Below are 25,189 nucleotides of genomic sequence, written 5' to 3'. Positions count from 1 at the left end.
ACAATCATACTTCACTTATGAATTTACTCAAGCAAACAATTCATTCATTTTTTTAATGGACGGTGTTATACGCTGTAGGGCTTGTCCGAAACAGATCAATTTTCACTCTCTTTTTAAGTTCTTCACGCAATAATGCGAAATCTTCATCAGATAAATATTCTATATTGATTTGTTCCTCTTTATCTTTTCTTAATTTAAATACGAGAAAATCACCTATGACGGTACAGTAATTAATGTCGACGTATTTAACTTCTTTTCTCGGCAAGAAAAGCCCTTTATTAATAGTTAAGAGATCTTCTTCCAAATAAACATAATCCTTCTCTTGCCTCGTCATGTTGTACAAGCCTTGAGTAACTCCAATTATTACCGGAATAAAACCAATAAAAATCAGCAAGCTGTCCATCGATCCGCCATTTAAATAAACCTGAAAAACAATGAAAAACACGCCCACAAGCGCTGTACCGAAACCGTTATATGCTTTTTTACCCCAATTCTTTTCCTCCGTAAATCGAAATTCCACTCAAACACCTTCTTACAATTAATACTGTGGAACTATTCTATCATTTCATTTTTTTAAAGTCCATATGCCGCTGAATCACCATAAAATTAAAATACACCATTTATTTAAAGGTATCCGGCATGACAGCTGCCACAACTTCCCCTTTGGCACAATTTATGTCACCAGCAAATACTTCCGTATGTATCTTCCATTTTTTTGGATGAATTTCTTCAATCGTGCCTACTGCTTTTAGCTCTGTATTATGTGGGGTCGGCTTTAAATAATCGACATGGAGAGATGCTGTAACGAAACGCGGCGGTTCTTCTCCATCAGCCATTTCATATCCATTTTTACGATGCAGCGCCATCGAAGCGGAACCCGTCCCGTGACAATCCACCAAAGATCCGATTAAGCCCCCATAGACAAACCCGGGAATCGCTGTATGTTCAGGCCGTGGTGTATAGGTCGTTACTGTCTGATTCCCGTTCCATTTTGTTTTCAATTGTAATCCATCCTTATTTAAACGGCCACAGCCATAGCACCAAGCATAATCATCCGGGTAAATATCCTGAATTGCTTCCACTGTTTCTTTCGCCATTCGCATCATCTCCTTTTTTACCCAGTATAGCTTAAGAGAAAAAGAACCGTAACAGGGTTTCAGTGACATCCTCTCGGCATTGAAATACCGAGCATCCCCTAAGGACACACCCTAAAAGGCATAGTAATGGCTCATTCTAACGGAATGTCTATCTCAACGACAGTCATCATGTTGTTCCATTTCTTGCCCGTCGTCATCATGACCACTGTACCCCGTGCCACTCGGGGATCCCCATGCGAAGAGAAGCAGTCCTGCATGTTTTAACCAGGATTATACCTGTACTTGGTCTATAATACAAATCTGTCTCACGACTGTTTCATGTTACACCGCCAAGGTTGTGCTAATAGCTATATTGTTTGCAGCATTTAAGTCAGCGTGACTTGTGTGGTCGCACTTTTTACACTTAAATTCATCCTGGTTGCGATTCCCTCTTTCAGCATGTTTGCATTTAAAACAAGTTTGGCTTGTTTTATAGGGATTGATATCAGCTACAGGAATATTGAATTTCGCAGCTCTTTCTTTGATGAATTGCTTTAGTTGATAAAAAGCCCAGGTATGGATTGATTTATCCGCATTTTTCATACTACGGCAGGTACTGCGGATGTCATCCAGTTGCTCTAGTTTCATCATTGGATGATCAAATTGGCGTGCAAAGTTAACAATATCTTTTGCTAATTTACGATTATAATTTTTCATCCGACGGCTTTCTTTTTTACCTATGCGTTCTATGGCGCGCTGCGCCTTTTTGTTACCCAACGAACGCCTTAGAAAACGAAAGTGTCGTTTATAACCAACTTCTTTACCTGAAAAGAGTTGTCTTTTTCCGCTTATTGACTCTGAAAGAACCGCAATATGTCTGAGACCCAAATCAACACCGATGAAAGTATAATTATGTATCATTTTTTTAATATTTTTTATAAGACCTTGGCATTCATCCCCTCATTGAAATAAGGGGCGTTCTGCCAATTCATCGTAAAAGAGTGACAAGCATTTACTTCTTCGTTAAAATAGAATATGGTCTATATATATCATTATTAAAAGAGGGATTTTGTTATGAAACGTTTAGTTGTATTAGGTGGGGGATATGGCGGGTTGAAAGTTATTATGGGTTTGCTGGATAATCAGCTGCCGGAGGACATTGAAATAACACTAGTCGACCGAAATCCCTACCACTCTATAAAGACAGAGTTTTACACCATTGCAGCTGGAACATCGGCTGAAAAAGATGTGCGATTTGCCTTTCCGGATGATAAGCGTGTGCAGTACGTATATGGTGAAATCGACAATATTGATACGGAAAAGGAAGAGATCACTTTTAGTGATTCCAGCAAAGTTGTTCCCTATAATTATTTAGTGATCGGATTGGGCTGTGAAGATAATTACCATGGCATTGAAGGGGCTCAAGAATTTACCAATAGTGTACAAACCTTCCATAATGCACGCTATACTGGGCTTTCTGTCTTAAATTTAAAGGCATATGGTAAAGTTTCCATCGTCGGGGCAGGCTTAAGCGGGATTGAAGTCGCCTCGGAAATTCGCGAAAGCAGACCAGACTTAAATATCCGTTTGCTTGACCGTGGATCTTCTGTACTAAAGGCATTCGATTCCAAAATCCAGGAATATGTTGCTGAATGGTTTACGGCAAATGACGTCGATGTAATCCATCACGCCAATGTTGAATATGTGGAAAAAGACGGCGTATGTAATAACGGCGTTTGTTATGTGAATGATGTTACCATCTGGACTGCTGGCGTAAGACCAAATCACCTGGTAAGGGAATTGCCATTTGCGAAAGATGATCAGGAGAAAGTCATTTTGAACGAGTATTACCAGGTGCCTGAAAAGCAGAATGTCTATGTTTTAGGTGACTGTGCTTCATCAGAGTTCTCACCAAGTGCCCAATTGGCGGGGCAACAGGGAGAGCAGCTCGCCGAAATACTTTTTGATGTATTAAGGGATAAACAGCCGAAAATACCGAAGCAAATAAAGCTAAAAGGAACACTTGGCTCGCTCGGAAAGTCTGATGGCTTTGGAAATATGATGCAAAAGCCGATGACTGGCCTTCTACCACGGCTTGCAAAAAGTGGAGTATTGTGGTTGAATAAGCGACACTAAATGTACTGGCCATAAAAATGATGAAGATACAGTTGTACTAAGGTGATAAAGATGATTCGCTGGCATCATTTGATATTTGTCAGAAAATAATTGCCAAAACAACACCCGCGTATGGTAGATTCGCCAGCGAACACTGCAATTTGTATAGTACTTTTAACTGTTTGTCCCGTGATTATGCGTTTGTGTCCAGCGAATAAACTTACTCCAAATTATTCTGCAGGTATTTATGTGAATACCTTCACTTATACAGCAGTAAAATTAATACTGAATTGGTAACGTAGCTCCTAATTCAAAGGGAGCTTTTTACCATTTCTTAGAAAACTACAAAATTTGTATGCTGTGGATAAGCTGGCAAAGTTATTTAGCCACTAGCAGAGATCTTGACGGGGCGGGCATTTAGCAGCCCCAAACTTCACACTCCTCTACTACGATAAATCCAGTACGTTGCTGAACGGGCGCTTTCGCCTTTGTTCTTTCTGCAGCAGAATCAATCCTGAAGTAAGTAAGGAAAACTATTGCTGTGATCACCCCTCGCAATCGTACTAAACGAACCTTTCTGCTGACTATTTTTCATCTCTTCGGCTGTCCCTATTGCATGGGAAGCACTACTATCTCAATTCCGAGGCAGACAGGTGAAACAGCTGAAAGACATATTTATGCAATCAGACTTCGCCAACTCCGGAATCATGAATGGCTATGAGTACATTAGAGACTACTTAAATATCATTGATAAAAAGCTAGGTTTTATAATCACCTGGTGAATTTGTTTACTAGCAAAAAAATACGCACCTGTTCGTTAATAGCAAATTCGTAAATTTTAGCTGTGAAATTCATTTAGACTTTCTGCTGCTTCATCCATTCCTTATTTTTTTCAAATAACCCTTCAGCAATAGTCATCTGCTTTTCCACCCGGATTTTCGCTGTTCCTCCTGCCACATTCCTTGCATTTACAACAGCTTCAGGTGTAAGCACATTAAATATATCCGCTTCTATCCTGTCTGAAAATGACGCTAACTCTTTCAGACTCATATCAAGGAGGTATTTTCCTTCATTAATGCAATACAGCACAATATTCCCAACAACCGCATGTGATTCACGAAATGGCATGCCTTTTCCTACAAGGTAATCCGCAAGATCTGTGGCATTGGAAAAATCCTGGCGTACCGCTTCGTACATATTTTCTTTTTTCACCTGCATTGTTTTAATCAGCGGGGCGAACAAAGCAAGTGCGCCCTTAAGGGTATCCACCGAATCAAACATGCCTTCCTTATCTTCCTGCATGTCTTTATTGTATGCAAGCGGCAATCCTTTTAAGGTGGTCAACATAGCCGTGAGATTTCCGTATATTCTGCCCGTTTTCCCTCGGACAAGCTCCGCTACATCCGGATTTTTCTTTTGCGGCATCATGCTGCTTCCGGTACAAAATTCATCATCTAGTTCAATAAAATTAAATTCGGCACTGGACCATTGAATCAATTCTTCACACAAACGGGAAAGATGCGCAGCAATCATTGATGCATTCGCCAAGAACTCCACAACAAAATCACGATCGCTCACCGCATCCAAACTGTTTTCACAAATCCCCTCAAATCCGAGCTGTTCTGCTACAAATTCGCGGTCTATTGGGAATGTTGTTCCTGCCAGTGCTCCTGCTCCAAGCGGTGACTTATTCACCCGCTTATAGCTGTCAGCAAGCCGCTCTACATCCCGCTGGAACATAAATACATATGCCATCATATGATGAGCAAATAATACCGGTTGTGCCCGCTGCAGGTGTGTATAGCCGGGCAGTACGGTATCCAGATTTGCTTCTGCCTGTTTACACAGTGCCTCCTGCACCTCGATAAGCTGGTCGCTGATATTCAGCAACTCATTCCGCAAATACAGCCGCATATCGAGGGCTACCTGGTCATTTCTGCTTCGTCCTGTATGAAGTTTTCCGCCGATCGGACCAATTTCTTCAATGAGAAGCCGCTCGACATTCATATGAATATCTTCATCTTTTTCACTTAGTACAGCTTTTCCATTTTCAATTTTTTCATAGACAGCTTCCAGCCCGGCAGCAATGGTATCTGCTTCACCTTCAGAAATAATGCCGCATTTTTTCAGCATTTTCACATGGGCAATACTGCCCTGCACATCATAGGCTGCCAGTTTTTTATCAAATGTTATGGATGCGGTATATTCATCTACCAATTCATTTGTCGACTTTGTAAAGCGTCCTCCCCAGAGTTTCATTGTTTCACTGCTTCCTTTACATCTAAAATAAGATCATTTATAGAAGCTTCTGTTGCTTCATGCGTTTTGTTCACGGAAGCATGTACTTTTGTCGGCAGACCCCATAGCTTGATAAATCCGAGGGCTGCTTCATGATCAAATGCATCGGCTTTATTGTAGGTTGCCAAGTCAAAATCATACAGGGAATTAGCGGACACTCTTCCAACTACCTGTGCATGGCCTTTATACAGTTTTACTTTTACTGTTCCTGACACATGTTTTTGTGTTGCATCGATAAATGCTTTCAATGCTTCTGTCAACGGAGAGTACCAAAGGCCGTCATAAACGGTTTGGGCAAACTTCTGCTCGATGACAGGCTTAAATTGCGCAACCTCTCTTGGCAATGTCAATGCTTCCAACTCCTGATGAGCAGAAATCAATGTCAGTGCTGCTGGTGCTTCATATATTTCACGCGATTTTATGCCAACGAGGCGGTTTTCCACATGGTCGATCCGTCCCACGCCATGCTTTCCGGCAATATCATTTAATTTTAAAATTAACGCTTCTAATGGGAGTTCTTCTCCATCCAGGGAAATTGGTTTTCCCTGATCAAATGTAATCTGAACTATTTGCGGCTCATCCGGTGCCTCCATGGGATTCACTGTCAGTTCAAATGCCTCTTCAGGAGCCTCTGCCCAAGGATCTTCGAGTACACCACATTCATTACTGCGCCCCCATAAATTCTGGTCAATACTGAAAGGGTTATCCACATCAATCGGAATAGGAATGTTATGCTCTTTTGCATATTGAATTTCCTCATCCCTTGACATCGCCCATTCACGTACGGGGGCCACAATTTTCAGGTTAGGATTAAGGGCTGTAAATGCCACATCGAAACGCACCTGATCGTTTCCTTTCCCGGTACAGCCATGTGCTACAGCTACCGCCCCCTCCTGCTCTGCAATTGCGGTTAGTACCTTGGCAATCAGCGGACGAGACAGCGCTGAAATTAAAGGGTATTTTCCTTCGTACAACAAATTTGCCTGCAGTGATGATAAAACAAATTCATTGGAAAAGATGGATTTTGCATCAATGACATAGGACTTAATCGCCCCTACATCCAAGGCTTTATTTTTCACAAAGTCAAGGTCTTTCCCTTCTCCAACATCAAGCGCTACCGCGATTACATCATAGTTATATTTATCCTGCAGCCATTTCACCGCTACAGAAGTATCAAGCCCGCCAGAATATGCCAAAACAATTTTATCCTTGCTCATAATACCCATCTCCTTATATTTATAAATGCTTATGAATTATTATGCATTATAATGAATGAATATTCAAGTGTAGAAGAAGATTTTTTTAATATATATTGCAAAATGGTAAAGGGAAAAATAAACCAGGTAAGTTTCCACACTTGCCTGGTCACGGGGGTAAGGGGTCACCTTGGAAGTAACCCATTAAACTATTCGGTTATCGTATTATTTTTCGAGCAGGTTTATTTGATTATTTTATTTTCAGTATTTTTTTGTGAAGTGAATCTGATCCGTTTACCTCTTGTTTTTCGAAAGATAGAGATAAATGGTCATCGGTGCAAAAACAATGATGAATAACATGCATACGGCAATACCTCCAACAATCTCAGCAGTGGTGGCTGTTCCAGACATGAGACCTCTTACCGCAGATGCCGCAATACTGATTGGATTCAGATCCACAACGACTTGAATCCATTTGGGCATCGTAGCTGAATCTACAAAAATATTGCTGGCAAACAAAAGAGGATAAATGAACATCATACTCGACCCCGATACAGTTTCCGGACGTTTAGCAAGAATGCCGATCATAGCAAAAATCCAGCTCACACTAAACGCAAAGAAAATAATAAACAATAAGGCAAGTGCTGTTCCCATTATCCCACCTTCCGGATGAAATCCCAGTAAAAATCCTGTAGCCAATACAGAAAAAGATGCAATGGTATATCGTATTCCATCAGTAATTAATGGTCCAAGTATAGATGACGGCTGCCAAAACGGCATCGTTCTAAACCGATTATAAACACCTTTTGTAATATCCAGACATATAGTTGTTCCACTGTATACGGTCAATGGAACAACAGTCAAAATAAGCATCCCCGGCAAAAGAAACTGAATGTAGTCTCTTGTAGATCCTGCAATTGCTCCACCAAACAAATAATTAAAGATAAGCATCATGATCACTGGAGCCAGAATAGCTTCAATAACATAGCCAAATAAGTTATTCTTTGTGTTTTGTACCGTTCTCCAAATAATAGTTTGTGTAGCTTTCAAAGCACTTGCACTTTTTGGTGTTGAATTCCAGAAAGACAATGACTCACTAAAATTCTTCGTGATGTTCATTAAACGACCTCCCTGTGTTTCGGCGCTGTTAAAGCCAGGAACACCTCGTCCAAGCTTGGCTTACCCAGTACAAATTCTTCAACAGGTACTTCATTGACCAAAAGTGTATGAATTGCGTAGTTTGCAAGCTTTGTTTCTTTTACAGGTATCTTGAAAACAAGGGGGTCTTCATCTTGAAATACGGTTAAAGCGTGATCATCTAAGATGCTACTAATCTTTTCGAATTCAACATATTTTGTTAATCGAAAAGATAGCGCCTTTTCACCAAATGAAGCTTTCAGTTCGTTTGGTGTTCCTTCGGCAATGATTCTCCCTTCATCAATAACAGCAATTTGATCAGCTAACTGATCTGCTTCTTCCAAGTACTGCGTGGTTAATAATACAGTCGTGCCCAATTTTAGAAGCTCTCGGACAACTTCCCAAACCTGGATACGGCTTTGGGGATCCAGTCCCGTTGTTGGCTCATCGAGAAAAATAAGATCCGGTTGGGTGACAATACTTGCTGCAATATCTAACCTGCGACGCATGCCCCCGGAATAATTTGCTACCATACGATTCCTGGCATCAAAAAGATCGAAGGATTGAATTAATTCATTGGCTATCGAACGAGCTTGTTTATTGGAGTGACCATGAAGTCTGGCAATCAACATTAAATTTTGTAAACCCGTCAACCCTTCGTCAAGGGCAGCAAACTGTCCCGTCAGACTTATCATTTTTCGAACGTCTTTGGCATTTTTGACAACGTCCAACCCTCCAATAAACGCTGTGCCTTCATCCGGCTTCAGAAGAGTCGAAAGCATATGGATAATGGTTGTTTTTCCGGCACCGTTCGGTCCAAGAAGGGCAAATAATTCACCTTTTTTTACTTGCAAATTGATACCTTTTACCACCTGATTGTTATTATATGATTTTTTAAAACCGTTCACTTTTATTGCATGTTGCATTTTGGGTAACTCCTTCTAATCATTTATATAGCTTTTCAAATATACCCTGGCTGATAATCCTGGACATCTATTGAAATGATGTGATCTTTGAGAATAAAGTAAACCTTTGATGAAAAATAGATATTTATTTTTGATCCTTCTCAAAGTATTGCCCTTTGGTTTTTTTATGTTATTCCACCAACCGCAGCCATTTTTTCAGGACTGAATTCTGGAATCCAATATTTCTAAATAGTGTGGATTGTACATAATCCCCAGTATATTACCAAATGGATCAATGACAGAAGCCGTGATAAACCCTTCCTCACGGTGTGTGAGTGCCTCATACTCTTTCGCTCCCATGGATAGCAGCTTTTCAAGAGTTGCTGTCACATTATCGACATGCCAATACATAACTGCTCCTCCTGAACCGGGAGTTCCACCATCAGGTTCATAGAGCCGATCAATCAGACCTAGTTCGTGCTGGTAGTCTCCGACCCGAAACTCAACATAAGCAAGTTTCCCGTCCTCACCCGAACGCTGAAAATATGGTTCCATGCCCAAAATCTCACTGTACCAATTTTTTGCTGCCACCACATCATCTGCCCAGTAACTGATGGTAGTAAATCCTCGTAATATCTGAAATTTGTTCATATTCAAATCCCTCCTGTTAATAATTATCGATTTACAATCATCTATTGTCAGCGTACAAGACTAACACCTATCAACGATTCTAATAAAGATCTGGCCAGGTTGCGTAAAATCAACTGCCATTTCAGTAAGAAACCTTCTTTCAAGAACTTTTTTCATATAACGCCTTTTATAACCTTAGAACACCAAAAACTATAACATAAAGTCACTTTTATGTTCAGATACCCACGCAGCAAATGTTTTTGCCGGGCGTCCTGTTACTTCTTCGATCGTTGGTATAACGGTAGAACCAATTTCGGGCGGATTTTTACTCATTTGAACCATAAAATCAATACTTTCCTCATCATAGCCCATCTCTTGCCACCCCTTTCGAGCTTGTTTTTCCGTTAACTCTTCAAGTTTAATATCTTTACCAAGGGCTTTACTAATGATCTCCACTTGTTCAATGGCAGAGAGGGCTTCTGGACCAGTGAGTGTATAAGAGTTTCCATGATGGCCTTTTTCAAGAAGTGTTTCAACAAAAACTGCTGCAATGTCAGCTTCATGGATAATGGCACCCCGTGTTTCGGCTTCAAACTTACGAACAACCCCTTCTTTTCGAACTGATTCCTGCCAGTCATCAATAGCATTGGCCATAAATCCAACCGGCTGCACAAATGTCCATTCGAGACGACTGTTTTTGAGTGCTTGTTCCACAGGACCATCACCGTATACCGTCAATAAAGACACTCTTTGAACCCCAGCCTGTTCCGCCAAATTTACGACTTGAGGATTGGTTTCCAGTGTCGCACCAGTTTGATCACTTGAAGTAATCAGGTATAAAGCGGTAACACCTTTTAATGCGGGATTCAGCGTGTCCGGAGACATTAAATCTCCTGCTACAACCTCTACCCCCTCCGGCAAATGAGCTCTTTCTGGATTGCGAGATACTGCTCTCACTTGTTCCCCTTTTTTAACGAGTTGATCTACAACATGCCTTCCTACTGTTCCAGTGGCACCTGTTACTAAAATTGTCATTATGCATCCTCCTATTTCAATCAGTATTGCGATTGTCAGGTATTCAATCAAAATAGATCTTTCCAATTTCATTGACCTCTTGAATCAAATCATCTTTCAGTTCATCCGGGGAACGTATTTCTACCTTCGACCCATAGCTTAATATGACAGAAACCGCATATTCTCTGGAATAAAAAATCGTTTTTACTTCGATAAAATCTCCTTGAAGTGTGAATGCACCTGGAAATTGCTCAAACACCCTCGTCTGTACCGATAAATCAAAACGAAGGTGAGCGTTTATGCCTTGTTCTTGTTCTTGAACCGGACGTTTGTACGCTGATTTTGGATGAAATTGCTCTTCTAACACTTCGAGATTAGTCATTCTTGAAACACGAAAGTAACGTGTGTCTTTTCTTGATAAGCAATAGCCGTCCAGGTACCAAACTCCTTTTAACCATAAAAGTTTTAGCGGCTCTATCTTTCTCTCTGATACTTGACCGGAAGCATTTGTATAGGTCAAGAAAATCCTTTTCGATTGGTCGACCGCTTTCATTAAGGGAAAAATAATCTCTTTTTCATCTTCTGAGGCACTTATATCGAATATTATTTTGTTCTGACTGTTTGAATTTAGCAGAGCGGGCTGTAACGTGCTAAGCTTATTGATTAATGACTTAAAGTTCGGGCCATCAACAGCTTGATCTGCACTCTTTAAAAGGTTGTAAATCATGGAAAAGTCATCAATGGAGAAATGCTGCTTTGTTAAGAAGAACCCGCTCATCAATTCAAAACCGCCATCTGTTCCGGAGAAAGAAACAACAGGAATGCCGGATTGATTAATCAATTCAATGTCACGATAGATTGTGCGAACTGAGACCTCGAACCTGGAAGCCAATTCTGTTGCTGTTACCCTTTTTTTCGTCAGCAATTCCATCGTAATCCCCAGCAAACGATAGAGTTTCATTTTTCTCTCTCCTTATCCGTAAACTATTCTCTTGGATATTATTGTATCATTCTCAACTCCTTTCATTTCGACTAATTAGAATATAAATCATTAATCCTGACATCTTATATGTCAGGATTAAAATATTTTAATAATATTTTTCGATCAGCTCAAAGATTATTAATGGTACATAAAAGAGAACAGGATTGCTTTCGCATAGGCTCATGATGTATTAATTTCATTTAACGCGTATTGGAGCTATTGGATATTGAACAGGTCGATACATTTAGGGTGGGGGTAATTTATCAATTTCTGAATGTTTATATAGTAGTGTTTGTTCTTATACTTTTGTCCCATCCAAAGTGGTCAAAAAAAAACCAGGCAAGCTTTACATCGCTTACCTGGCATCGAAGGGAGCCGGGGATCACTTATTTGAAAGTGAACCCAAATAAATTATTCGGTTATCATTCCTTTTTTCCGGTTGGGACTATGGGCTGAATTCACTTCAGATATTAATTTTTCCATTAACCCGGTAGATTGATTTAATAAGAAATGGAAAATGTTTCGGTTCATCTAAAGTGGCATGCAGATATTATTATGCTAAGCTTCTCTTTTTCTGCATGATTTACTCAGCAGTATATTTTTTCCAATAATTCTCTTATTCATGTCATTTCCAATCGCTCATCTGCAGCTATGATATCTGATGAATATATCTCCTTTCCTGCACTTCATGCACCGCCTTCTTCAATAATCCCCGATCAAAATCAGGAAAATAAACATCACTAAAGTAAAGTTCTGATAGCGAACATTGCCATAACAGGAAATTACTAATCCGCTTTTCCCCGCCGGTTCTTATTACAAGATCCGGATCCGGCAGCTCCTTTGTATATAGATATTGTTGAAATAACGCCTCATCCACCTGATCCAATTCCATATTATGCTGCTGAATTTCATACATGACTTTCTGAACAGCCTGCAGGATATCGTCTCTTCCCCCATAATTAAAAGCAAAATTGACGACCAGCCCATCATTAGCTTCTGTTTCACTGACTGATTTTTGAAGTGCTTTTTTTGTGGATCCCGGAAGTGCATCCGTGTTCCCAGTAACTAGTATTTTAATATTCCTTTTCATAAATTCCGGCAGCTTTTGCTTGAGGTATTTCACAGGTAAATTCATGAGATAATTCACTTCATTTTTCGGTCTTGACCAATTCTCGGAAGAAAATGCGTAAAGTGTCAGGATTTTTATATCTAATTCAATGCTTGCATCAATAATTTTTTCCATTGCCTGTGCCCCTGCGTAATGTCCTTGACTTCTTGTGAGTCCACGTTCCTTTCCCCACCTTCCGTTTCCGTCCATGATAATCGCAATGTGCTTTAAATTATTCATCCGAGCATCCCTCCAAAATGAGATTAAAATTCAAGTTCTTGCAACCTTTTTGTTACCGCTTCTCTTGTGAAATTATAAGAATGCCAAGTTTCTTGTTTTTCCATGTACGTTTGTCGTTCTTGTAAAATATCTTCCAATGCCGGATAATCAGGTTCTTTTTCATATAGCTCCATTAATCCTTCTAATCCGGTATAAGAAAGCGAATTTAAATAATGAACATCTATTTTTCCTGTCTCTTCATATCGCTCCAAATTATTATCAACAATGATTTGTTCGATATGGATGGCATTCAATACGGTATAAAAAGCCAATCCTGCGATAAGATAGAAATGAAGCAGCGATAACCGTTCTATCCATACCCGAATAAAAGTATATGCAAAAACCACCATCAGAAATATCATAAATCCATCTGCCAGAATACGATCCAATGTATATCCATAAGCAGCTTGGTACATGCTTAAACGCTGATACGCTGAGACCAGCATCACACCACTTACAATGATCAGAAGGGAATACATGATTTTTAAGGTCATCTTTATACCTTTTCGTGAGTCGTTCACTAATTTCAGAAAACATATTAACAATGTCCAATTAATGACTGTCACAAATAACAGCTCAAAGAATCCCCTTCTTGCATATTCTGCATAGGTAAAACCATCCTGCAGTCCATTACTGAAAAAATAAGTAAATTGAATGGCTGCAAATAAAACATAAATCGCATTAAGCATAACTAAAATAGTTATAGCAATAACACTATCCCAATGAATATTCCTTCTTTCCTGATTAAGCTGCTCTTCCACTTCTGAACTTCTATGCAATACCTGAAAGATGCCAAAGAACAAGAATGCAAGAAAGACCACAACTGCAACCCGAAATACCCCTTCAATAAAATGAAGCTGTAATACAAACGCCGGCAATCGTAATACCACATCCTGAAAAACAGCATCCGCTGACATTAAGAGTCCAGTGATAATCAGCAATAAAGGAACTCCGATGGCCAATCCGATTAAAATATGTTTTATCGTTTTTGCCCTTTGATCTGTCATATTTTTAAATACCTTTTGAAGACTTAATCTGCAAAATGACGAAACATACTGCAGCCCCTGCCGCAATTTTGCTGTTAATAAAAGGATGAAATGCGGCCTGCTCCAATTCAGCTGATTTGGCGTGGTGATCAATACAATGTGAAAAAAAACGAGTACTGGTATGATCAATAAGTTAAGCTGATAAAAAAGGACACTGTCATAAAAAAGATAGCTTCCCGCCAGGATCCAAATGGCTATCATCAATAGCAAGCCAATTCTTCGGTGATGAAAAACAAAACGGAAACGAAGAAACAGAACCAAATAAAAACCTGCTATAAATACAAGATAAGACATTCCAATTCTGCCATGGAAAAAACTTAATTCCCCCAGTAATCCCAGTCCTAAACAAACAAGTAAAAACAGCCAATCTTTTTGCCTGACTTGTATTTCCATTGGTTATCATCCCTCCTATACTATGTAATTCTATATACTTAGTTATTCTATGCATATGTGCAAAAAATTACCTTCCATAGTAAACATGCTCAAACCCTTTTAAATGGAAGCTCTTTTTCCCCATCGATATCCAAGCCAGCTTACCGGGTATAGAACTGCCGTACATAGGATACATACAATAATAAAGCGAATACTTAATAGCGCTCCGAACCACGCATATGGAATAAGCTTAAAAATAATTAAATACATCAAAACTAAATTCGGAATGATAGAGAATAAAAATGTTTTTTTCAACAGTTTATATCCCCCGGCGCCAAACGCCTTCCCAATTTCATATCCCAATAGTCCCCAAAAGAAGATATAACCAATGATAATGATGGATGTAACATTCGTCAGCATGGCCCATAATGCCTCCAGCCAGTTCCAATCATAAATATTATAGCCAATGGTCAGCAAAGTTCCTCCGGCAAATATAGCAATATTGCATAGTACAAATAAAAGCTGCATTTTACTTGGTGTAACCGATTTGTCCTGCTTCCACAATTCAGCAATTTCTTCCGGCTTCCCAAGCCTCTCCACCAATTCCCAGTAGATGTCCTCTTGATCGACTTGCGCTTCCTCCAGCAAATCATAAACATGCATTTCGTATTCCGCCATAATGTCCTGCTTGTTGGGATGACTCCCGATTTCTTTATCTAATGCCTGTAAAAATTGTTGTTCCCCTTCACTCATGATTCGCCTCTTTCGATCAAGTTATTCATCACTTGAACGTATCTGAACCATTCTGCTATTCTTTCTTCAAGCATTTCTTTTCCCTGGTCAGTAATACGGTAATATTTCCGTGCCGGACCCTTCTCCCGGTGCTGCCAGTAGCACGCAATGTACTCCTGCTTCTCCATCTTGTGAAGGGCAGGGTATAATGTACCCTCCTTCACTTGCAGGTTATGCTCACTGCGGCGGTCCATTTCTTTTACCAGCTCATAGCCATACATATCACGCTCATTCAATAGCTGCAGCACAAGCAGTGATGTGCTTCCTTTAACAAGTTCACGATTAAACATTTTCTCACCTACCTAGAAATATTAGGTATTTATACTATATAGAAATTTAGTTTGAATGTAAAGTGTAATTTAGAATATTTATTTCTTTGTCTTATGCGATGGATTCGTAGGAAAGTTTTTCTACCTGTGCAATAATCCAATATGAATTAAATAGAATTAAAACATCATAAGTCAAGGCGAAAGGAAGCCTGTTCTCTTGTGTGTACCATTAAAGTTCCTTATGATACATAATCAGGCGATTTTTTCTTTTCCTTGTACCATTCAAATCCTTTATGATACATGATCAGGCGATTTTTGCCCTTTCATGTACCATTCAAATCCTTTATGGTACATGATCAGGCAATTTTTTCTTTTTCTTGTACCATTCAAATACTTTATGGTACATGATCAGGCGATTTTTTCTTTTTCTTGTACCATTCAAATCCTTTATGATACATGATAGGGAGCTTTTTTCTTTTTCTTGTATTATTAAAACCCTTCGACCTGTTCAATAACTTCACATCGCACATTAAATGGAATTAATGCATTGTGAAATGATTAAAAAAAGGAGAAATCATTAAGGAGTCAACAGTAACAAGAGCTATTCCCTCCATAATCTAAGGTAATTTATGGAATACGATTAAAAACTGAAGGCGTTGAAAAGGTATATTCGTTAATTTTTCAAAAATATACGGATGATGCATCTCACTATGTCCGTTTGTTCCTGCCCTATGAATTTGTTATGCTTGCAGAAAGAGAGAATACCTACTTGAGGGGGAACTACATTGTACAGATGGATAGCAGTTTTGTTGGTAGCATCAGGGGGGGCACTAGCGGGCTGTGGAGCAAGTCAGCAGGAAAACACAGAAGAAGCGGCAGCTGCTGCAGATAGTGCAGTTGCATCAATATCAATGGCTAAGACAAGCCAGCAGGATGAACGAGAAAAAGAAAAAATTGTCCTGGAGAAGGAAGTCACCGTTACCGATGATAAGTCGGATAGACCCGAGGAAGATCAAGGCACAGCTAATGAGGATGAAGGGATAGAAAGTGCCTCTGAAAAAGCGGCAGAGGATCAAGCTGAAGAAACAAAAGCAAATAGTGAGGAATTTACCGAGGAAGAAACGAAAAATAATACAGAAAAAGATACGGCCACTGAAGAAAATATAGAAGCAAAAGCTCCTGCTGAGAAGGAAAAAAGTGAGGAGTCGAAGGAACAAGAACTTACCCACGATAATAGAGGAAATTTTGCGGTAGATGGGACTCCCGGTCAGACAACAGAAAATTCAATCGGTATATTTACGATTGAAAAAGCAGCATCTGCTGGGACGGTGAGCGTTGGGCCGATAAACATTGAAATTGAAAATGTTAGTCTGGTAAGCGGGGAAGTAACAGACGAAGCGACTGCTGGTATTTCAGGGGATGAGGTGAGGTATTTGCAAATGGATGCCATTTTGCAGAATACCAGTGAGATTCCCATTCAATTCTTTTTCGCTGCCACCACCATTAATGTAAATGGACATCAATTAAACGCCCATGATATGTTTAGCGGCAGGACTGATGGAGATTATACCAGCTCTATTCCGAAAAATGCTACACTAGTCTACATGTTGAATGAGAATCATCCGCCTTCTGAGCAAATCAGCAATTTGACGATTAATATATCTTCTCCTCCAATAAACATGGAGACAGAGTCGGAAATAGACAATGGTACTTCGGTTGATGTCTCGTTGTAAAAAATACATTATTCGCGTTAAGAGAAAAGGCACGGACTCAGTACGGTTTTATCCTGCTGGTTCGTGTTTTTATATGATTAGCAATTTATCAATAAGAGCTGATATCAGAATGGTGCCTGTGTCTTGGTATCGGAGTGTAATGTTTTTTTATTTATAATTTCATCATATAATAAATTATATTCCTGCTCCATTCCGAAAAAAACCTGAAAAAAAACTCAACTGCTTTCGGGGCTTTTCCTAATTTTCGAGACTTATATATTTTTCAATGCAGCTCCAATTTTCATGTCACCTGATAGAAGATCAAATGCTTTGTGATGAGTATTCTTTTCATTAAGACTTTCAATAACAGTACGGGCCACGTCCTCCCGTGGAATAGTTTTCATTTCCAGGTTTTCTGCTGCTGTAATCTTGCCTGTTCCAGGTTCATTCAGTAAACCGCCCGGCCGCACAATCGTATACGTTAAACCACTGTTCATCAGTGCTCTGTCCGCATAATGTTTTGCTACATAATAATAGCTCGGTGTTTCGCCCCAATTCTCTCTATTATGTGCCTGAATCGCACTGACCATTACGAACCGTGAGACCCCGGCTTTTTCAGCTGTTTCCACAGATTTTATTGCCCCATCAAGATCTATTAACATTGTTTTATCAGCTCCGGTGCCTCCACCCGATCCTGCCGTAAAAATCACTGCGTCGCTTCCAGCCATTGCTTCCTTCAGTTCATTAGCGCTGCCTTCCAAATTGGCAATGACCGCTTCTACACCTGCATGTTTTAATTCCTCTGCCTGCGCTTCTTTTCTTACCATTGCTGTTACGGTATGTTCTTTGCTGTCTTTCAGCATGCTGACTATATGTTTTCCAATTTGTCCATTGGCTCCAATTACAAATACTTTCACTTGGCAGCACTCCTTTTATTTACTATATAATCATTATTTCAGAATTAATGCTGCCAGGCAAAAATACTGCTCCTTTTTTGAAATAGCTTTTACAACTTCTTCTGTACTTACCTCGAGAAATAATCCCTTCATCCAAATAATAAAATGCAATTTTGCAACAAAGGAACACTGTCTTTGTGTTTACTTTGTTGCTTTATACTCGGAAAAGTCGCCTTCTTCTATATATTTTGCGTTGATAAAAAACCTTCTAACATCTTTTACGGTCAATCCTGCGTCTTTTGCTTCTTTGATTAATTCTATCCATTCCTGATCCAAGTTCTTACTCACTTTCAATGACGCTGAATGCACTCTATGGTCCCCACCTTTCCATTATTAAGTTGTCTTATGTATATGTCTTTCCTTATTCTATATAAAAAAGGTTAAAAGAAAGTTAAAAAAACACAATTTTTTTAACTTTCCCCCGTGAATTTATAGCCAATTCCTCTAATTGTTTGTATATAATTTGGCTTTCTTGGATTTTTTTCAATTTTCCTCCGTAAATTGCTGATATGCACTTTTACGTTACTATAATCGCCAATTGTCTCTTTCCCCCACACCTGATCATAAAGCTGCTCAATGGAAAACACCTGGTTCGGATACTTTGCCAGAAACATAAGCAGCTGCAGCTCTTTTGCATACAATTGTACCGGTTTCTCCTTCAAATAAACCGAATAACTATCCAAATTGATTTCAAGTTCATGAAACCTTAACTTTTTTTGCTCCTGTTGGTGATGCTTTTCATAAATATCCTTTCTTCTAATATGTGCCATCACTCTTGCACGAACTTCCCCTGGATCAAAAGGCTTTATAATATAATCATCCGCCCCTGCCTCCAGCCCTGTAATCCGGTCTTCAAACTCTCTTTTCGAACTTATAAACAAAATGGAAACATCTTCATTAAACATGCGTATTTCTCTGCAAACTTCCAGACCATTTTTTTCAGGCAAAAGTATATCCAGTAAAATAAGATCCGGTGGGTCCCGTTTGACTTTATCAATAGCTTCCGTTCCGGTTTCCGCCACTGCTATTTCATATAATTCCTGAAGGTATAATTGAAGCAAATGGCGTATTTCCGCCTCATCTTCTACAATTAGTATTTTTACCGTTTTCAATTCCGCTCAGCCCCTTTATCTATTTTGACTCAAGTGGAAGAACAAAATGAAAAATGCTCCCTTCCCCCGATTTACTCTCTGCCCATATATGTCCCTGATGGGCTTCAATGATTTCTTTGGAAATGGCAAGCCCTAATCCTGAATGGGTATCCTTCTCTATTCTTGATTTTTCTTCCCGAAAGAACCGATCGAATATATAGTCTATAGCTTCATCTGATATTCCTTCCCCATTATCACGTACACTTACGTGCAGGAGCGGCGCTTTTTTTGCTAATGCTGCCGGCAGATTATACTTCTTCCCACCCTTTAATTTTCTAATATGAACTTCAATAGTGCCATTTGCATCCGTAAAACGTATGGCATTAAAAATCAGATTCTGCATCACTTGATCCAGCCTGTCAGGATCAATTATCACGCTTTCTTGAGAACTTTCCTGACCCAAATCATTATAAATTCGGAAATCAATGCCATGATATTTTACATCCATTTCATATTTCGAAATCAGCATGTGCTGTAATTCCTCTGTCGTCACTTCTTGCCGTCTAAAACTTACCCTTCTTGCTTCCAGCCTAGAAAGATCATATAAATCCTGAATGAGCCTGTCAATAACAAGTATCTTTTGATAAACAATTGTCAAATAATTTTCATCATTCCCGTCAACCACACCATCTAGCATTGCTTTAACATACCCCCTTACAGAAGTCATTGGCGTACCAAGTTCATGGGAAATATTCGACATCAATTGTCTTCTCGACTTCTCCATTATCCTGAGTTCATCTGTTCTTAGTTCCAGTTCTTCCGTCCGTTCGGCAACTTGCGATTCAAGTGACTGATTCAAATACTTCAGTTCCTTATTCACCTTCACTACTTCTTCCATCGTCAGCTTGAGGGATAATAACGTTTTTGTTCGGGCGAGTAACTCTTCTTTAGAAGTCGGTTTTGTCAAGTAATCATTGGCTCCCGCTTCAAAGGCCGTAATGATATCTTCCATTTGAGATCTGGCTGTCAGCATTAAAATGGGCAATTCTGTCAGGGAAAACTGTTCCCTGATTTTTTTTGCTGCGTCAAGTCCAGAAAGCTTTGGCAGCATTACATCGAGAATAACCAGGTCATAGGAGCGATCATTTTCAAGGTAATGCAGTACTTCTTCTCCATCAATTGCCACCTTCAATACATACCCGACTGTCGACAAGTGATTCATGAGCACTTGAATATTAACTGGTTCATCATCTGCGATCAGTATTTTACCAAGAGAGGGACCGTCTTTTTCCTTTGCAGGCACTTCCATTCGTAAATGTTCATAAGGTGCGTATGCCCCTGCCCCTGGAAAGGTGATAACATCACCCCTATGCCTTTCCTGAAAAATTGGTACAGTAAAAGACACCACAGTCCCTTCTCCTACATTGGATGCTATTTCTATCTTTCCGCCATGAAGATCCACAAGCTGTTCCGTAATCCTTAATCCAAGTCCTGTTCCGTGTACAGACTTGTCATCTATGTTGGAACCTCTTGTGAAACTGTCAAAAATACGTTCCACATCCTCTTCTGAGATACCAATGCCTGTATCTTTAATGGATACAACCACTTCATCCTTTGCCGGCTCAGCAGTTAAAATGATTTCCCCACTTTCCGTGTACTTGATCGCATTGCCAATCAAATTGTAAAATATTTGCTGCAGCCTATTTTTATCTCCCGCAACCGGCGGCATATCCTCTGTAATGTCATTGCGAATTGTTATTGACTTATTATTATTCATGGATTCGGAAACTGTACATACCATATCTGCCAGCTTTTTCAAATCAACCCGGACTACTTCCAAATTGACTTCATGATGGTTTAATTTCGAGGCATCAAGAAGGTCTTCAATTAAATGGGTAAGCCTCCTTCCACTTGATATGATTAAGGAAATATTATGCTGCATCTCCTCATTTAATCCATCCTTCTCTCTTATAGATTCAGCTAAGCCAATCATTCCGTGAAGTGGTGTCCGTAATTCATGAGAGGTATTTGCCAGAAATTCATCCTTCAGTTCATTTGCTTTCCTAAGATGACTTACTGCAAGTTCTTGGCTTTTCAGCGCAGTTTCCTCCGCTGCTTGCTTTTCCAGCCGAAGTTGTCTAATCTTTCCCCCTAATGCAAGAGAAAATAGAGCGATCTCTACAGCGGAACCCAATTGGGAAGCATACTTTGTTACAAAGTTGATGGGCAGTATTCCCATATCTGCTAGAGAACTTACAACAGTACCAAGTAAAAAAGTTATCCAGCCAAAAAAGAAATATTTCGTGGGCGCATAACCTCTCCTCCAGCTTAATATGGCTGTGGGTATAATGATTAGTAAAATAATACCAATGGTAGCGACCATAATTATATCAAGTGATAGCTCATAGCTTATAAACAACATAATAATAAAAACAGGCTGGAGTATGATTACGCCGTTAATTATCTTATTTAATTTGGGTATATAAAAAGCGGTATTTAAAAATGATTTTGTGAAAAATAATGCCGGCATGTTCGTCATCACGATGAAAAATAATATAGCATGATGGTTCCACCATGGTTGTTCAGTCCAGAAAAACTGATAGGCCAACCCATTTAGTGTAAAGTGCAAAAACATGAGAGAAGCAATGAAAAGGACATACCAGAAATAACTCGATAATCTCAGTGAAAAAAACAAAAACAAATGATAAAAAATCATAATCAGGCCAAAACCATAATATATACCGAGCAGGATGTATTCAAGCTGGCTTTTTTGATTAAATTGATCGGGGGGCCATAGCGTGACAGGCAATTGCATAGACCCGTCACTTTCAACCTTCAAATAATAGGTTTCCCGGGAACCAGGGGCTATGCTAAGATTATATATAAAATTCCGGTGGTGAACTTCCCGTTCGGAAAAAGGCAGCTGATCCCCTGTTTTGCTGTAATGGAAATCCCCATCACCGCTTTTCGTGTACAGCTCAAGTGAATCATGGGGGGGATACGCTATTTCCAACATCCATTCCTCATTTGCTGTCCGGTTTTCAAACGTCATGCGCACCCAAAAAGTGGATGACGTATAGCCGTAATTGGGGACATTACCGTTATATTGATAAAATTTATTATCCAAGGTACCGGCGAGAATGTCTTCCAGATCGATATTGTTATCTTCATCCTCCAAAATTTCCATTAAAGATCCAACTTCATATTCCTCTTGTTCGGAATGAAGCTGTATGATCTCAGAGGCCATAATTTGATCAGTTAAAAAGAAAAAAAAGATTCCTATCATAAAACAGCCAATGACGTAACGTATGAGGCTCACCCCCTAGCTAAATATCCCATAGTTCTAATATACTTGAAATCACAAAAATAATATAGTATTTTTTTAATTATTTTCACTATTTCGAACGACGGCCGCTAATTACTTCAATTTAATACAAAAAAAAGAACAGAGGGAGTGAGTTCTTTCCTCTCAACTGTTGTTTTGATATCATATTATATACCACATTATCTGAACAGGACGGATAAAATGAAAAATTTCACCAAGACAAACATTAAGTTATCTGGCGTAAATATTTATTGCGAATATACATTAAACGGCAAGCCACCCATATTACTCATACATGGCCTGGTTGCTTCCGTATATACGTTTAGAAGGATGATGCCTTTACTGGAGGAACATTTTGCTGTCGTAGCCATTGACTTGCCGGGATTCGGCAGAAGTGAGAAATCAAGCAGATTTATCAATTCCTATGAAAATTTTGCCACGCTCATCGCAGGGTGCATTGATTATTTTAATCTGAAAGAGGTTTATGTGGCTGGGCATTCTATGGGTGGGCAGATTAGTTTGTATACGGCCAAGCTTTTTCCGGAAAAAGTTAAAAAGCTCATCCTTTTAAACAGTTCGGGTTATCTGCAGCCTTCAAATCATTGGATCAAGCTCCTTTCATATGTGCCCTATTTTTATCTCTTCATTAAAAGGCAGGTAAAAAAACAAGGGGTGAGATATACACTGGAAATGGTGCTTTCCGATCATTCAGTAATCACGGAGGAAATGATTGAAGAATATGGCAGGCCAATAAATGAAAAGAACTTTTATAAATCACTCTTGCGTCTTGTTCGTTACCGGGAAGGCGACTTGCGGTCAGCGCAGGTGCAGCAAGTCAGCACACCGGCACTATTAATTTATGCCGAGGAAGATCGGGTCGTATCCTTAAAAACAGGTGAAAAGCTGGCCAAGGACCTTCCTCATGCCCAGTTGGTTACGCACCCAAAAACAGGACACTTATTTACTGATGAAATCCCGGAGAAACTGACAGAGCAGATCCGGAATCTTGCGTTGGAAGCGTAATATGAAAGCGCAGGTTCCGTATTAAAAACGTTGTGCACAAACATCCAATAACGGACACCCCTCACAAATCGGCGTAGCTTTACAATGCTTTTTGCCATGTTCCACCAGTAAAGCATGATATTCATTATATAACGTAATATCTACTGGAAGCTCTGCCTCCACCTGCTCTCTGAATCTATCATAAGCCTTAGGCAAATCGTATCCCAGCCTGAAAAAAATTCGCCTCGCATAGTTATCCACGACAAAAACCGGCTTGTCCATTGCATAAAGCAGGATAACATCAGCCGTTTCTTTGCCAATTCCATAGACCATTAGCAGTTCTTCACGTATCTCAAGCTTCTCTTTTAATTTAAGGCAAGAAAGTTGATAATCATATTTTTCAAACCAGTCCAAAAAGGCTTTGATCTTTTTGGCCTTCATATTATAATAGCCACTCGGACGAATCTTCTCAGCCAGTTCTTTTTCTTCAAGTCTTGCTAACTTTTCCGGCTGTACATGATCATGCAAATGTTCCAGCGCTTTTTCTGCATTTTTCCAATTTGTGTTTTGCACAAGAATGGAGCCAACCATCATTTCAAAGTCACTATCAGCTGGCCACCATTCCTGCGAACCATAAAAATCCAATAATTTCTCATAGATATATAAATAGGATACTTCCATTTCCATGCCCCTTTCCCTATTATCATAATTTATTCCAAACAAAAGACCTACTAATTTACATAATCTTTACATTGTATATAAACTTCCTTAACATTCGCCCCCTATACTCGGAATTGAGGTTAACAACAACACAGGGAGGAATTAGTTGATGAAATTAAAAAAAGTACTTTTGTTCCTGCTTATCGCAGGTGTAGTTATTGGACTCGCTGCATGTGGAACAGAAGGTGAGGAAGAAGATACAGATGAGAATGACACAGAAACAGAGGAAAATGAAACTTCTACTGAAAGTGAAAGTGCAGACAACAGTGAGTCAGAGGAGCTTGAAGGCAGTGTTGTTATAGACGGATCCGGAACGGTTTACCCGTTAATGTCCAGACTTGCTGAAGAATATATGTTAAACGAACAGTCAGGCGTATCCGTAGAAGTGGGACGCGCAGGAACTAGTGCAGGATTTGAACAATTCCTCCAAGAGGATGGAACAGACTTCAATGATGCTTCCCGTCCAATTTCAGAGGATGAACAGGCAGCAGCGGAAGACCTTGGCTTCGAGCCAAAAGAATTAAAGGTTGCACTGGATGGATTGACTTTTGTTGTCCACCCTAACAATGACTGGGCAACAGAAATGACACCGGAAGAGTTAACAAGTATTTTTCTTGCCGATGGCAGTGTGGAAACATGGTCAGATGTAAATCCTGATTGGCCTGATGAAGAAGTCAACCCGGTTGGACCCAACGAAAACCATGGTACCTATGAATTTTTCTATGAAGAAATCCTTGAAGAACAAGATTTAATAGACGATGTCAATCTCCAGCAAGAATATTCAACACTTGTAAGCTTGGTACAAGAAGATGAAAATGCCATTGGCTTTTTCGGATTTGGATACTATGTAAATAACCAGGATACCCTGCAGGCAGTAAGCGTTGACTTTGGCAACGGACCTGTAGAACCATCACTAGACACGATTGCGGAAGATGGAGATTATGCGGACTTCACTCGTCCGGTATTCACCTACTTGAATATGAATAATGCAGAAGAAAAACCACAAGTACTTGATTTTGCCATTTATGCTATGAATAATATAAACAATTTTGCGGGGGAAACAGGATTTGCTCCAATCCCTGATGAAGAAGCACAAAGCTTAATTGAAGACTTAGAAGCACTGCAATAATTTAAAACTATGAAACTATCATGGTGGATGAGGGT

General features: G+C 39.6%; 23 protein-coding genes. 4 read left to right on the top strand and 19 right to left on the bottom strand.

What is annotated here, in order from left to right:
• Window positions 1-52: 52 nt before the first annotated feature.
• The 3 genes from ACDX78_RS03970 to ACDX78_RS03960 all read right to left on the bottom strand — a co-directional run bounded on the left by ACDX78_RS03970 (window position 53) and on the right by ACDX78_RS03960 (window position 1,997).
• Window positions 53-520, bottom strand: a complete 468-nt coding sequence (locus tag ACDX78_RS03970) for a hypothetical protein (protein ID WP_486025534.1) — start codon at window positions 518-520, stop codon at window positions 53-55.
• Between the two features lie 100 nt (window positions 521-620).
• Complete coding sequence (locus ACDX78_RS03965) at window positions 621-1,097, bottom strand: PaaI family thioesterase (RefSeq protein WP_486025532.1); 477 nt, start codon at window positions 1,095-1,097, stop codon at window positions 621-623.
• A 321-nt stretch (window positions 1,098-1,418) separates the two neighbouring features.
• Window positions 1,419-1,997 (bottom strand): RNA-guided endonuclease TnpB family protein, encoded by a 579-nt coding sequence (locus tag ACDX78_RS03960; protein WP_486025530.1) that lies wholly within the window; start codon window positions 1,995-1,997, stop codon window positions 1,419-1,421.
• Between the two features lie 153 nt (window positions 1,998-2,150).
• Here ACDX78_RS03960 and ACDX78_RS03955 point away from each other — a divergent pair, with 153 nt between their 5' ends.
• Entirely contained in the window at window positions 2,151-3,212 is a 1,062-nt protein-coding gene (locus tag ACDX78_RS03955; RefSeq protein WP_486025529.1) for an NAD(P)/FAD-dependent oxidoreductase, read from the top strand.
• An 834-nt stretch (window positions 3,213-4,046) separates the two neighbouring features.
• Here ACDX78_RS03955 and argH read toward each other — a convergent pair.
• The 11 genes from argH to ACDX78_RS03900 all read right to left on the bottom strand — a co-directional run bounded on the left by argH (window position 4,047) and on the right by ACDX78_RS03900 (window position 15,240).
• Complete coding sequence (gene argH, locus ACDX78_RS03950) at window positions 4,047-5,450, bottom strand: argininosuccinate lyase (RefSeq protein WP_486025527.1); 1,404 nt, start codon at window positions 5,448-5,450, stop codon at window positions 4,047-4,049.
• Complete coding sequence (locus ACDX78_RS03945) at window positions 5,447-6,706, bottom strand: argininosuccinate synthase (protein WP_486025525.1); 1,260 nt, start codon at window positions 6,704-6,706, stop codon at window positions 5,447-5,449. The genes argH and ACDX78_RS03945 overlap by 4 nt, the downstream gene beginning before the upstream one ends.
• Window positions 6,707-6,979: 273 nt before the next feature.
• Complete coding sequence (locus ACDX78_RS03940) at window positions 6,980-7,804, bottom strand: ABC transporter permease (protein ID WP_486025523.1); 825 nt, start codon at window positions 7,802-7,804, stop codon at window positions 6,980-6,982.
• Window positions 7,804-8,748, bottom strand: coding sequence for an ATP-binding cassette domain-containing protein (locus tag ACDX78_RS03935; protein WP_486025521.1), 945 nt, complete (start codon window positions 8,746-8,748; stop codon window positions 7,804-7,806). The genes ACDX78_RS03940 and ACDX78_RS03935 overlap by 1 nt, the downstream gene beginning before the upstream one ends.
• Before the next feature lie 195 nt (window positions 8,749-8,943).
• Window positions 8,944-9,378 (bottom strand): VOC family protein, encoded by a 435-nt coding sequence (locus tag ACDX78_RS03930; protein WP_486025520.1) that lies wholly within the window; start codon window positions 9,376-9,378, stop codon window positions 8,944-8,946.
• Window positions 9,379-9,567: 189 nt separating this feature from the next.
• The gene (locus tag ACDX78_RS03925) at window positions 9,568-10,392 is read right to left on the bottom strand and encodes an NAD(P)H-binding protein (protein WP_486025519.1); all 825 of its coding nucleotides are present in this window, start codon (window positions 10,390-10,392) and stop codon (window positions 9,568-9,570) included.
• Between the two features lie 43 nt (window positions 10,393-10,435).
• Complete coding sequence (locus ACDX78_RS03920) at window positions 10,436-11,332, bottom strand: helix-turn-helix transcriptional regulator (RefSeq protein ID WP_486025517.1); 897 nt, start codon at window positions 11,330-11,332, stop codon at window positions 10,436-10,438.
• A gap of 670 nt (window positions 11,333-12,002) precedes the next feature.
• On the bottom strand, window positions 12,003-12,701 hold the full coding sequence (uppS, locus tag ACDX78_RS03915) for an undecaprenyl pyrophosphate synthase (RefSeq protein WP_486025515.1): 699 nt from the start codon (window positions 12,699-12,701) through the stop codon (window positions 12,003-12,005).
• A 23-nt stretch (window positions 12,702-12,724) separates the two neighbouring features.
• Window positions 12,725-14,179 (bottom strand): DUF4153 domain-containing protein, encoded by a 1,455-nt coding sequence (locus ACDX78_RS03910; RefSeq protein WP_486025513.1) that lies wholly within the window; start codon window positions 14,177-14,179, stop codon window positions 12,725-12,727.
• A 99-nt stretch (window positions 14,180-14,278) separates the two neighbouring features.
• Window positions 14,279-14,911: an HAAS signaling domain-containing protein gene (locus ACDX78_RS03905; protein ID WP_486025512.1), complete on the bottom strand. Its 633-nt coding sequence runs from the start codon at window positions 14,909-14,911 to the stop codon at window positions 14,279-14,281.
• Window positions 14,908-15,240: a PadR family transcriptional regulator gene (locus ACDX78_RS03900; RefSeq protein ID WP_486025510.1), complete on the bottom strand. Its 333-nt coding sequence runs from the start codon at window positions 15,238-15,240 to the stop codon at window positions 14,908-14,910. The genes ACDX78_RS03905 and ACDX78_RS03900 overlap by 4 nt, the downstream gene beginning before the upstream one ends.
• A 764-nt stretch (window positions 15,241-16,004) precedes the next feature.
• Between ACDX78_RS03900 and ACDX78_RS03895 the strand changes: the two genes are divergently transcribed.
• Window positions 16,005-16,952 (top strand): hypothetical protein, encoded by a 948-nt coding sequence (locus ACDX78_RS03895; RefSeq protein WP_486025509.1) that lies wholly within the window; start codon window positions 16,005-16,007, stop codon window positions 16,950-16,952.
• 251 nt (window positions 16,953-17,203) lie between these two features.
• Here ACDX78_RS03895 and ACDX78_RS03890 read toward each other — a convergent pair whose 3' ends face one another.
• The 4 genes from ACDX78_RS03890 to ACDX78_RS03875 all read right to left on the bottom strand — a co-directional run bounded on the left by ACDX78_RS03890 (window position 17,204) and on the right by ACDX78_RS03875 (window position 22,225).
• Complete coding sequence (locus ACDX78_RS03890) at window positions 17,204-17,848, bottom strand: SDR family oxidoreductase (protein ID WP_486025508.1); 645 nt, start codon at window positions 17,846-17,848, stop codon at window positions 17,204-17,206.
• A 180-nt stretch (window positions 17,849-18,028) separates the two neighbouring features.
• Window positions 18,029-18,196, bottom strand: coding sequence for an anti-repressor SinI family protein (locus ACDX78_RS03885; protein WP_486025507.1), 168 nt, complete (start codon window positions 18,194-18,196; stop codon window positions 18,029-18,031).
• A gap of 101 nt (window positions 18,197-18,297) precedes the next feature.
• The gene (locus ACDX78_RS03880; RefSeq protein ID WP_486025506.1) at window positions 18,298-18,999 is read right to left on the bottom strand and encodes a response regulator transcription factor; all 702 of its coding nucleotides are present in this window, start codon (window positions 18,997-18,999) and stop codon (window positions 18,298-18,300) included.
• Window positions 19,000-19,018: 19 nt separating this feature from the next.
• Window positions 19,019-22,225, bottom strand: coding sequence for an ATP-binding protein (locus ACDX78_RS03875; protein WP_486025504.1), 3,207 nt, complete (start codon window positions 22,223-22,225; stop codon window positions 19,019-19,021).
• 279 nt (window positions 22,226-22,504) lie between these two features.
• Between ACDX78_RS03875 and ACDX78_RS03870 the strand changes: the two genes are divergently transcribed.
• Entirely contained in the window at window positions 22,505-23,326 is an 822-nt protein-coding gene (locus ACDX78_RS03870) for an alpha/beta fold hydrolase (RefSeq protein WP_486025502.1), read from the top strand.
• A 21-nt stretch (window positions 23,327-23,347) separates the two neighbouring features.
• Here the strand turns inward: ACDX78_RS03870 and ACDX78_RS03865 are convergent, their stop codons facing one another.
• Window positions 23,348-23,986, bottom strand: a complete 639-nt coding sequence (locus ACDX78_RS03865) for an endonuclease (protein WP_486025500.1) — start codon at window positions 23,984-23,986, stop codon at window positions 23,348-23,350.
• Between the two features lie 148 nt (window positions 23,987-24,134).
• Between ACDX78_RS03865 and ACDX78_RS03860 the strand changes: the two genes are divergently transcribed.
• A complete protein-coding gene (locus ACDX78_RS03860; protein WP_486025498.1) occupies window positions 24,135-25,154 on the top strand; it encodes a PstS family phosphate ABC transporter substrate-binding protein in 1,020 nt (339 codons plus the stop codon).
• The last annotated feature ends 35 nt before the right edge of the window (window positions 25,155-25,189 follow it).

This window comes from Virgibacillus oceani (genome assembly GCF_041521345.1).
GTDB classification, from domain to species: Bacteria; Bacillota; Bacilli; order Bacillales; family Amphibacillaceae; genus Virgibacillus_N; species Virgibacillus_N oceani_A.
The sequence above is the reverse complement of the archived record's forward strand: the minus strand, read 5'-3'. Positions and strand labels throughout refer to the sequence as shown.

Coding starts and splice junctions, on each gene's coding strand:
- ACDX78_RS03965 (WP_486025532.1), bottom strand. CDS start 1,097: ATGGCGAAAGAAACAGTGGAAGCAATTCAGGATATTTACCCGGATGAT.
- ACDX78_RS03960 (WP_486025530.1), bottom strand. CDS start 1,997: ATGATACATAATTATACTTTCATCGGTGTTGATTTGGGTCTCAGACAT.
- ACDX78_RS03955 (WP_486025529.1), top strand. CDS start 2,151: ATGAAACGTTTAGTTGTATTAGGTGGGGGATATGGCGGGTTGAAAGTT.
- argH (WP_486025527.1), bottom strand. CDS start 5,450: ATGAAACTCTGGGGAGGACGCTTTACAAAGTCGACAAATGAATTGGTA.
- ACDX78_RS03945 (WP_486025525.1), bottom strand. CDS start 6,706: ATGAGCAAGGATAAAATTGTTTTGGCATATTCTGGCGGGCTTGATACT.
- ACDX78_RS03940 (WP_486025523.1), bottom strand. CDS start 7,804: ATGAACATCACGAAGAATTTTAGTGAGTCATTGTCTTTCTGGAATTCA.
- ACDX78_RS03935 (WP_486025521.1), bottom strand. CDS start 8,748: ATGCAACATGCAATAAAAGTGAACGGTTTTAAAAAATCATATAATAAC.
- ACDX78_RS03930 (WP_486025520.1), bottom strand. CDS start 9,378: ATGAACAAATTTCAGATATTACGAGGATTTACTACCATCAGTTACTGG.
- ACDX78_RS03925 (WP_486025519.1), bottom strand. CDS start 10,392: ATGACAATTTTAGTAACAGGTGCCACTGGAACAGTAGGAAGGCATGTT.
- ACDX78_RS03920 (WP_486025517.1), bottom strand. CDS start 11,332: ATGAAACTCTATCGTTTGCTGGGGATTACGATGGAATTGCTGACGAAA.
- uppS (WP_486025515.1), bottom strand. CDS start 12,701: ATGAATAATTTAAAGCACATTGCGATTATCATGGACGGAAACGGAAGG.
- ACDX78_RS03910 (WP_486025513.1), bottom strand. CDS start 14,179: ATGGAAATACAAGTCAGGCAAAAAGATTGGCTGTTTTTACTTGTTTGT.
- ACDX78_RS03905 (WP_486025512.1), bottom strand. CDS start 14,911: ATGAGTGAAGGGGAACAACAATTTTTACAGGCATTAGATAAAGAAATC.
- ACDX78_RS03900 (WP_486025510.1), bottom strand. CDS start 15,240: ATGTTTAATCGTGAACTTGTTAAAGGAAGCACATCACTGCTTGTGCTG.
- ACDX78_RS03875 (WP_486025504.1), bottom strand. CDS start 22,225: ATGGCCTCTGAGATCATACAGCTTCATTCCGAACAAGAGGAATATGAA.
- ACDX78_RS03870 (WP_486025502.1), top strand. CDS start 22,505: ATGAAAAATTTCACCAAGACAAACATTAAGTTATCTGGCGTAAATATT.
- ACDX78_RS03865 (WP_486025500.1), bottom strand. CDS start 23,986: ATGGAAGTATCCTATTTATATATCTATGAGAAATTATTGGATTTTTAT.
- ACDX78_RS03860 (WP_486025498.1), top strand. CDS start 24,135: ATGAAATTAAAAAAAGTACTTTTGTTCCTGCTTATCGCAGGTGTAGTT.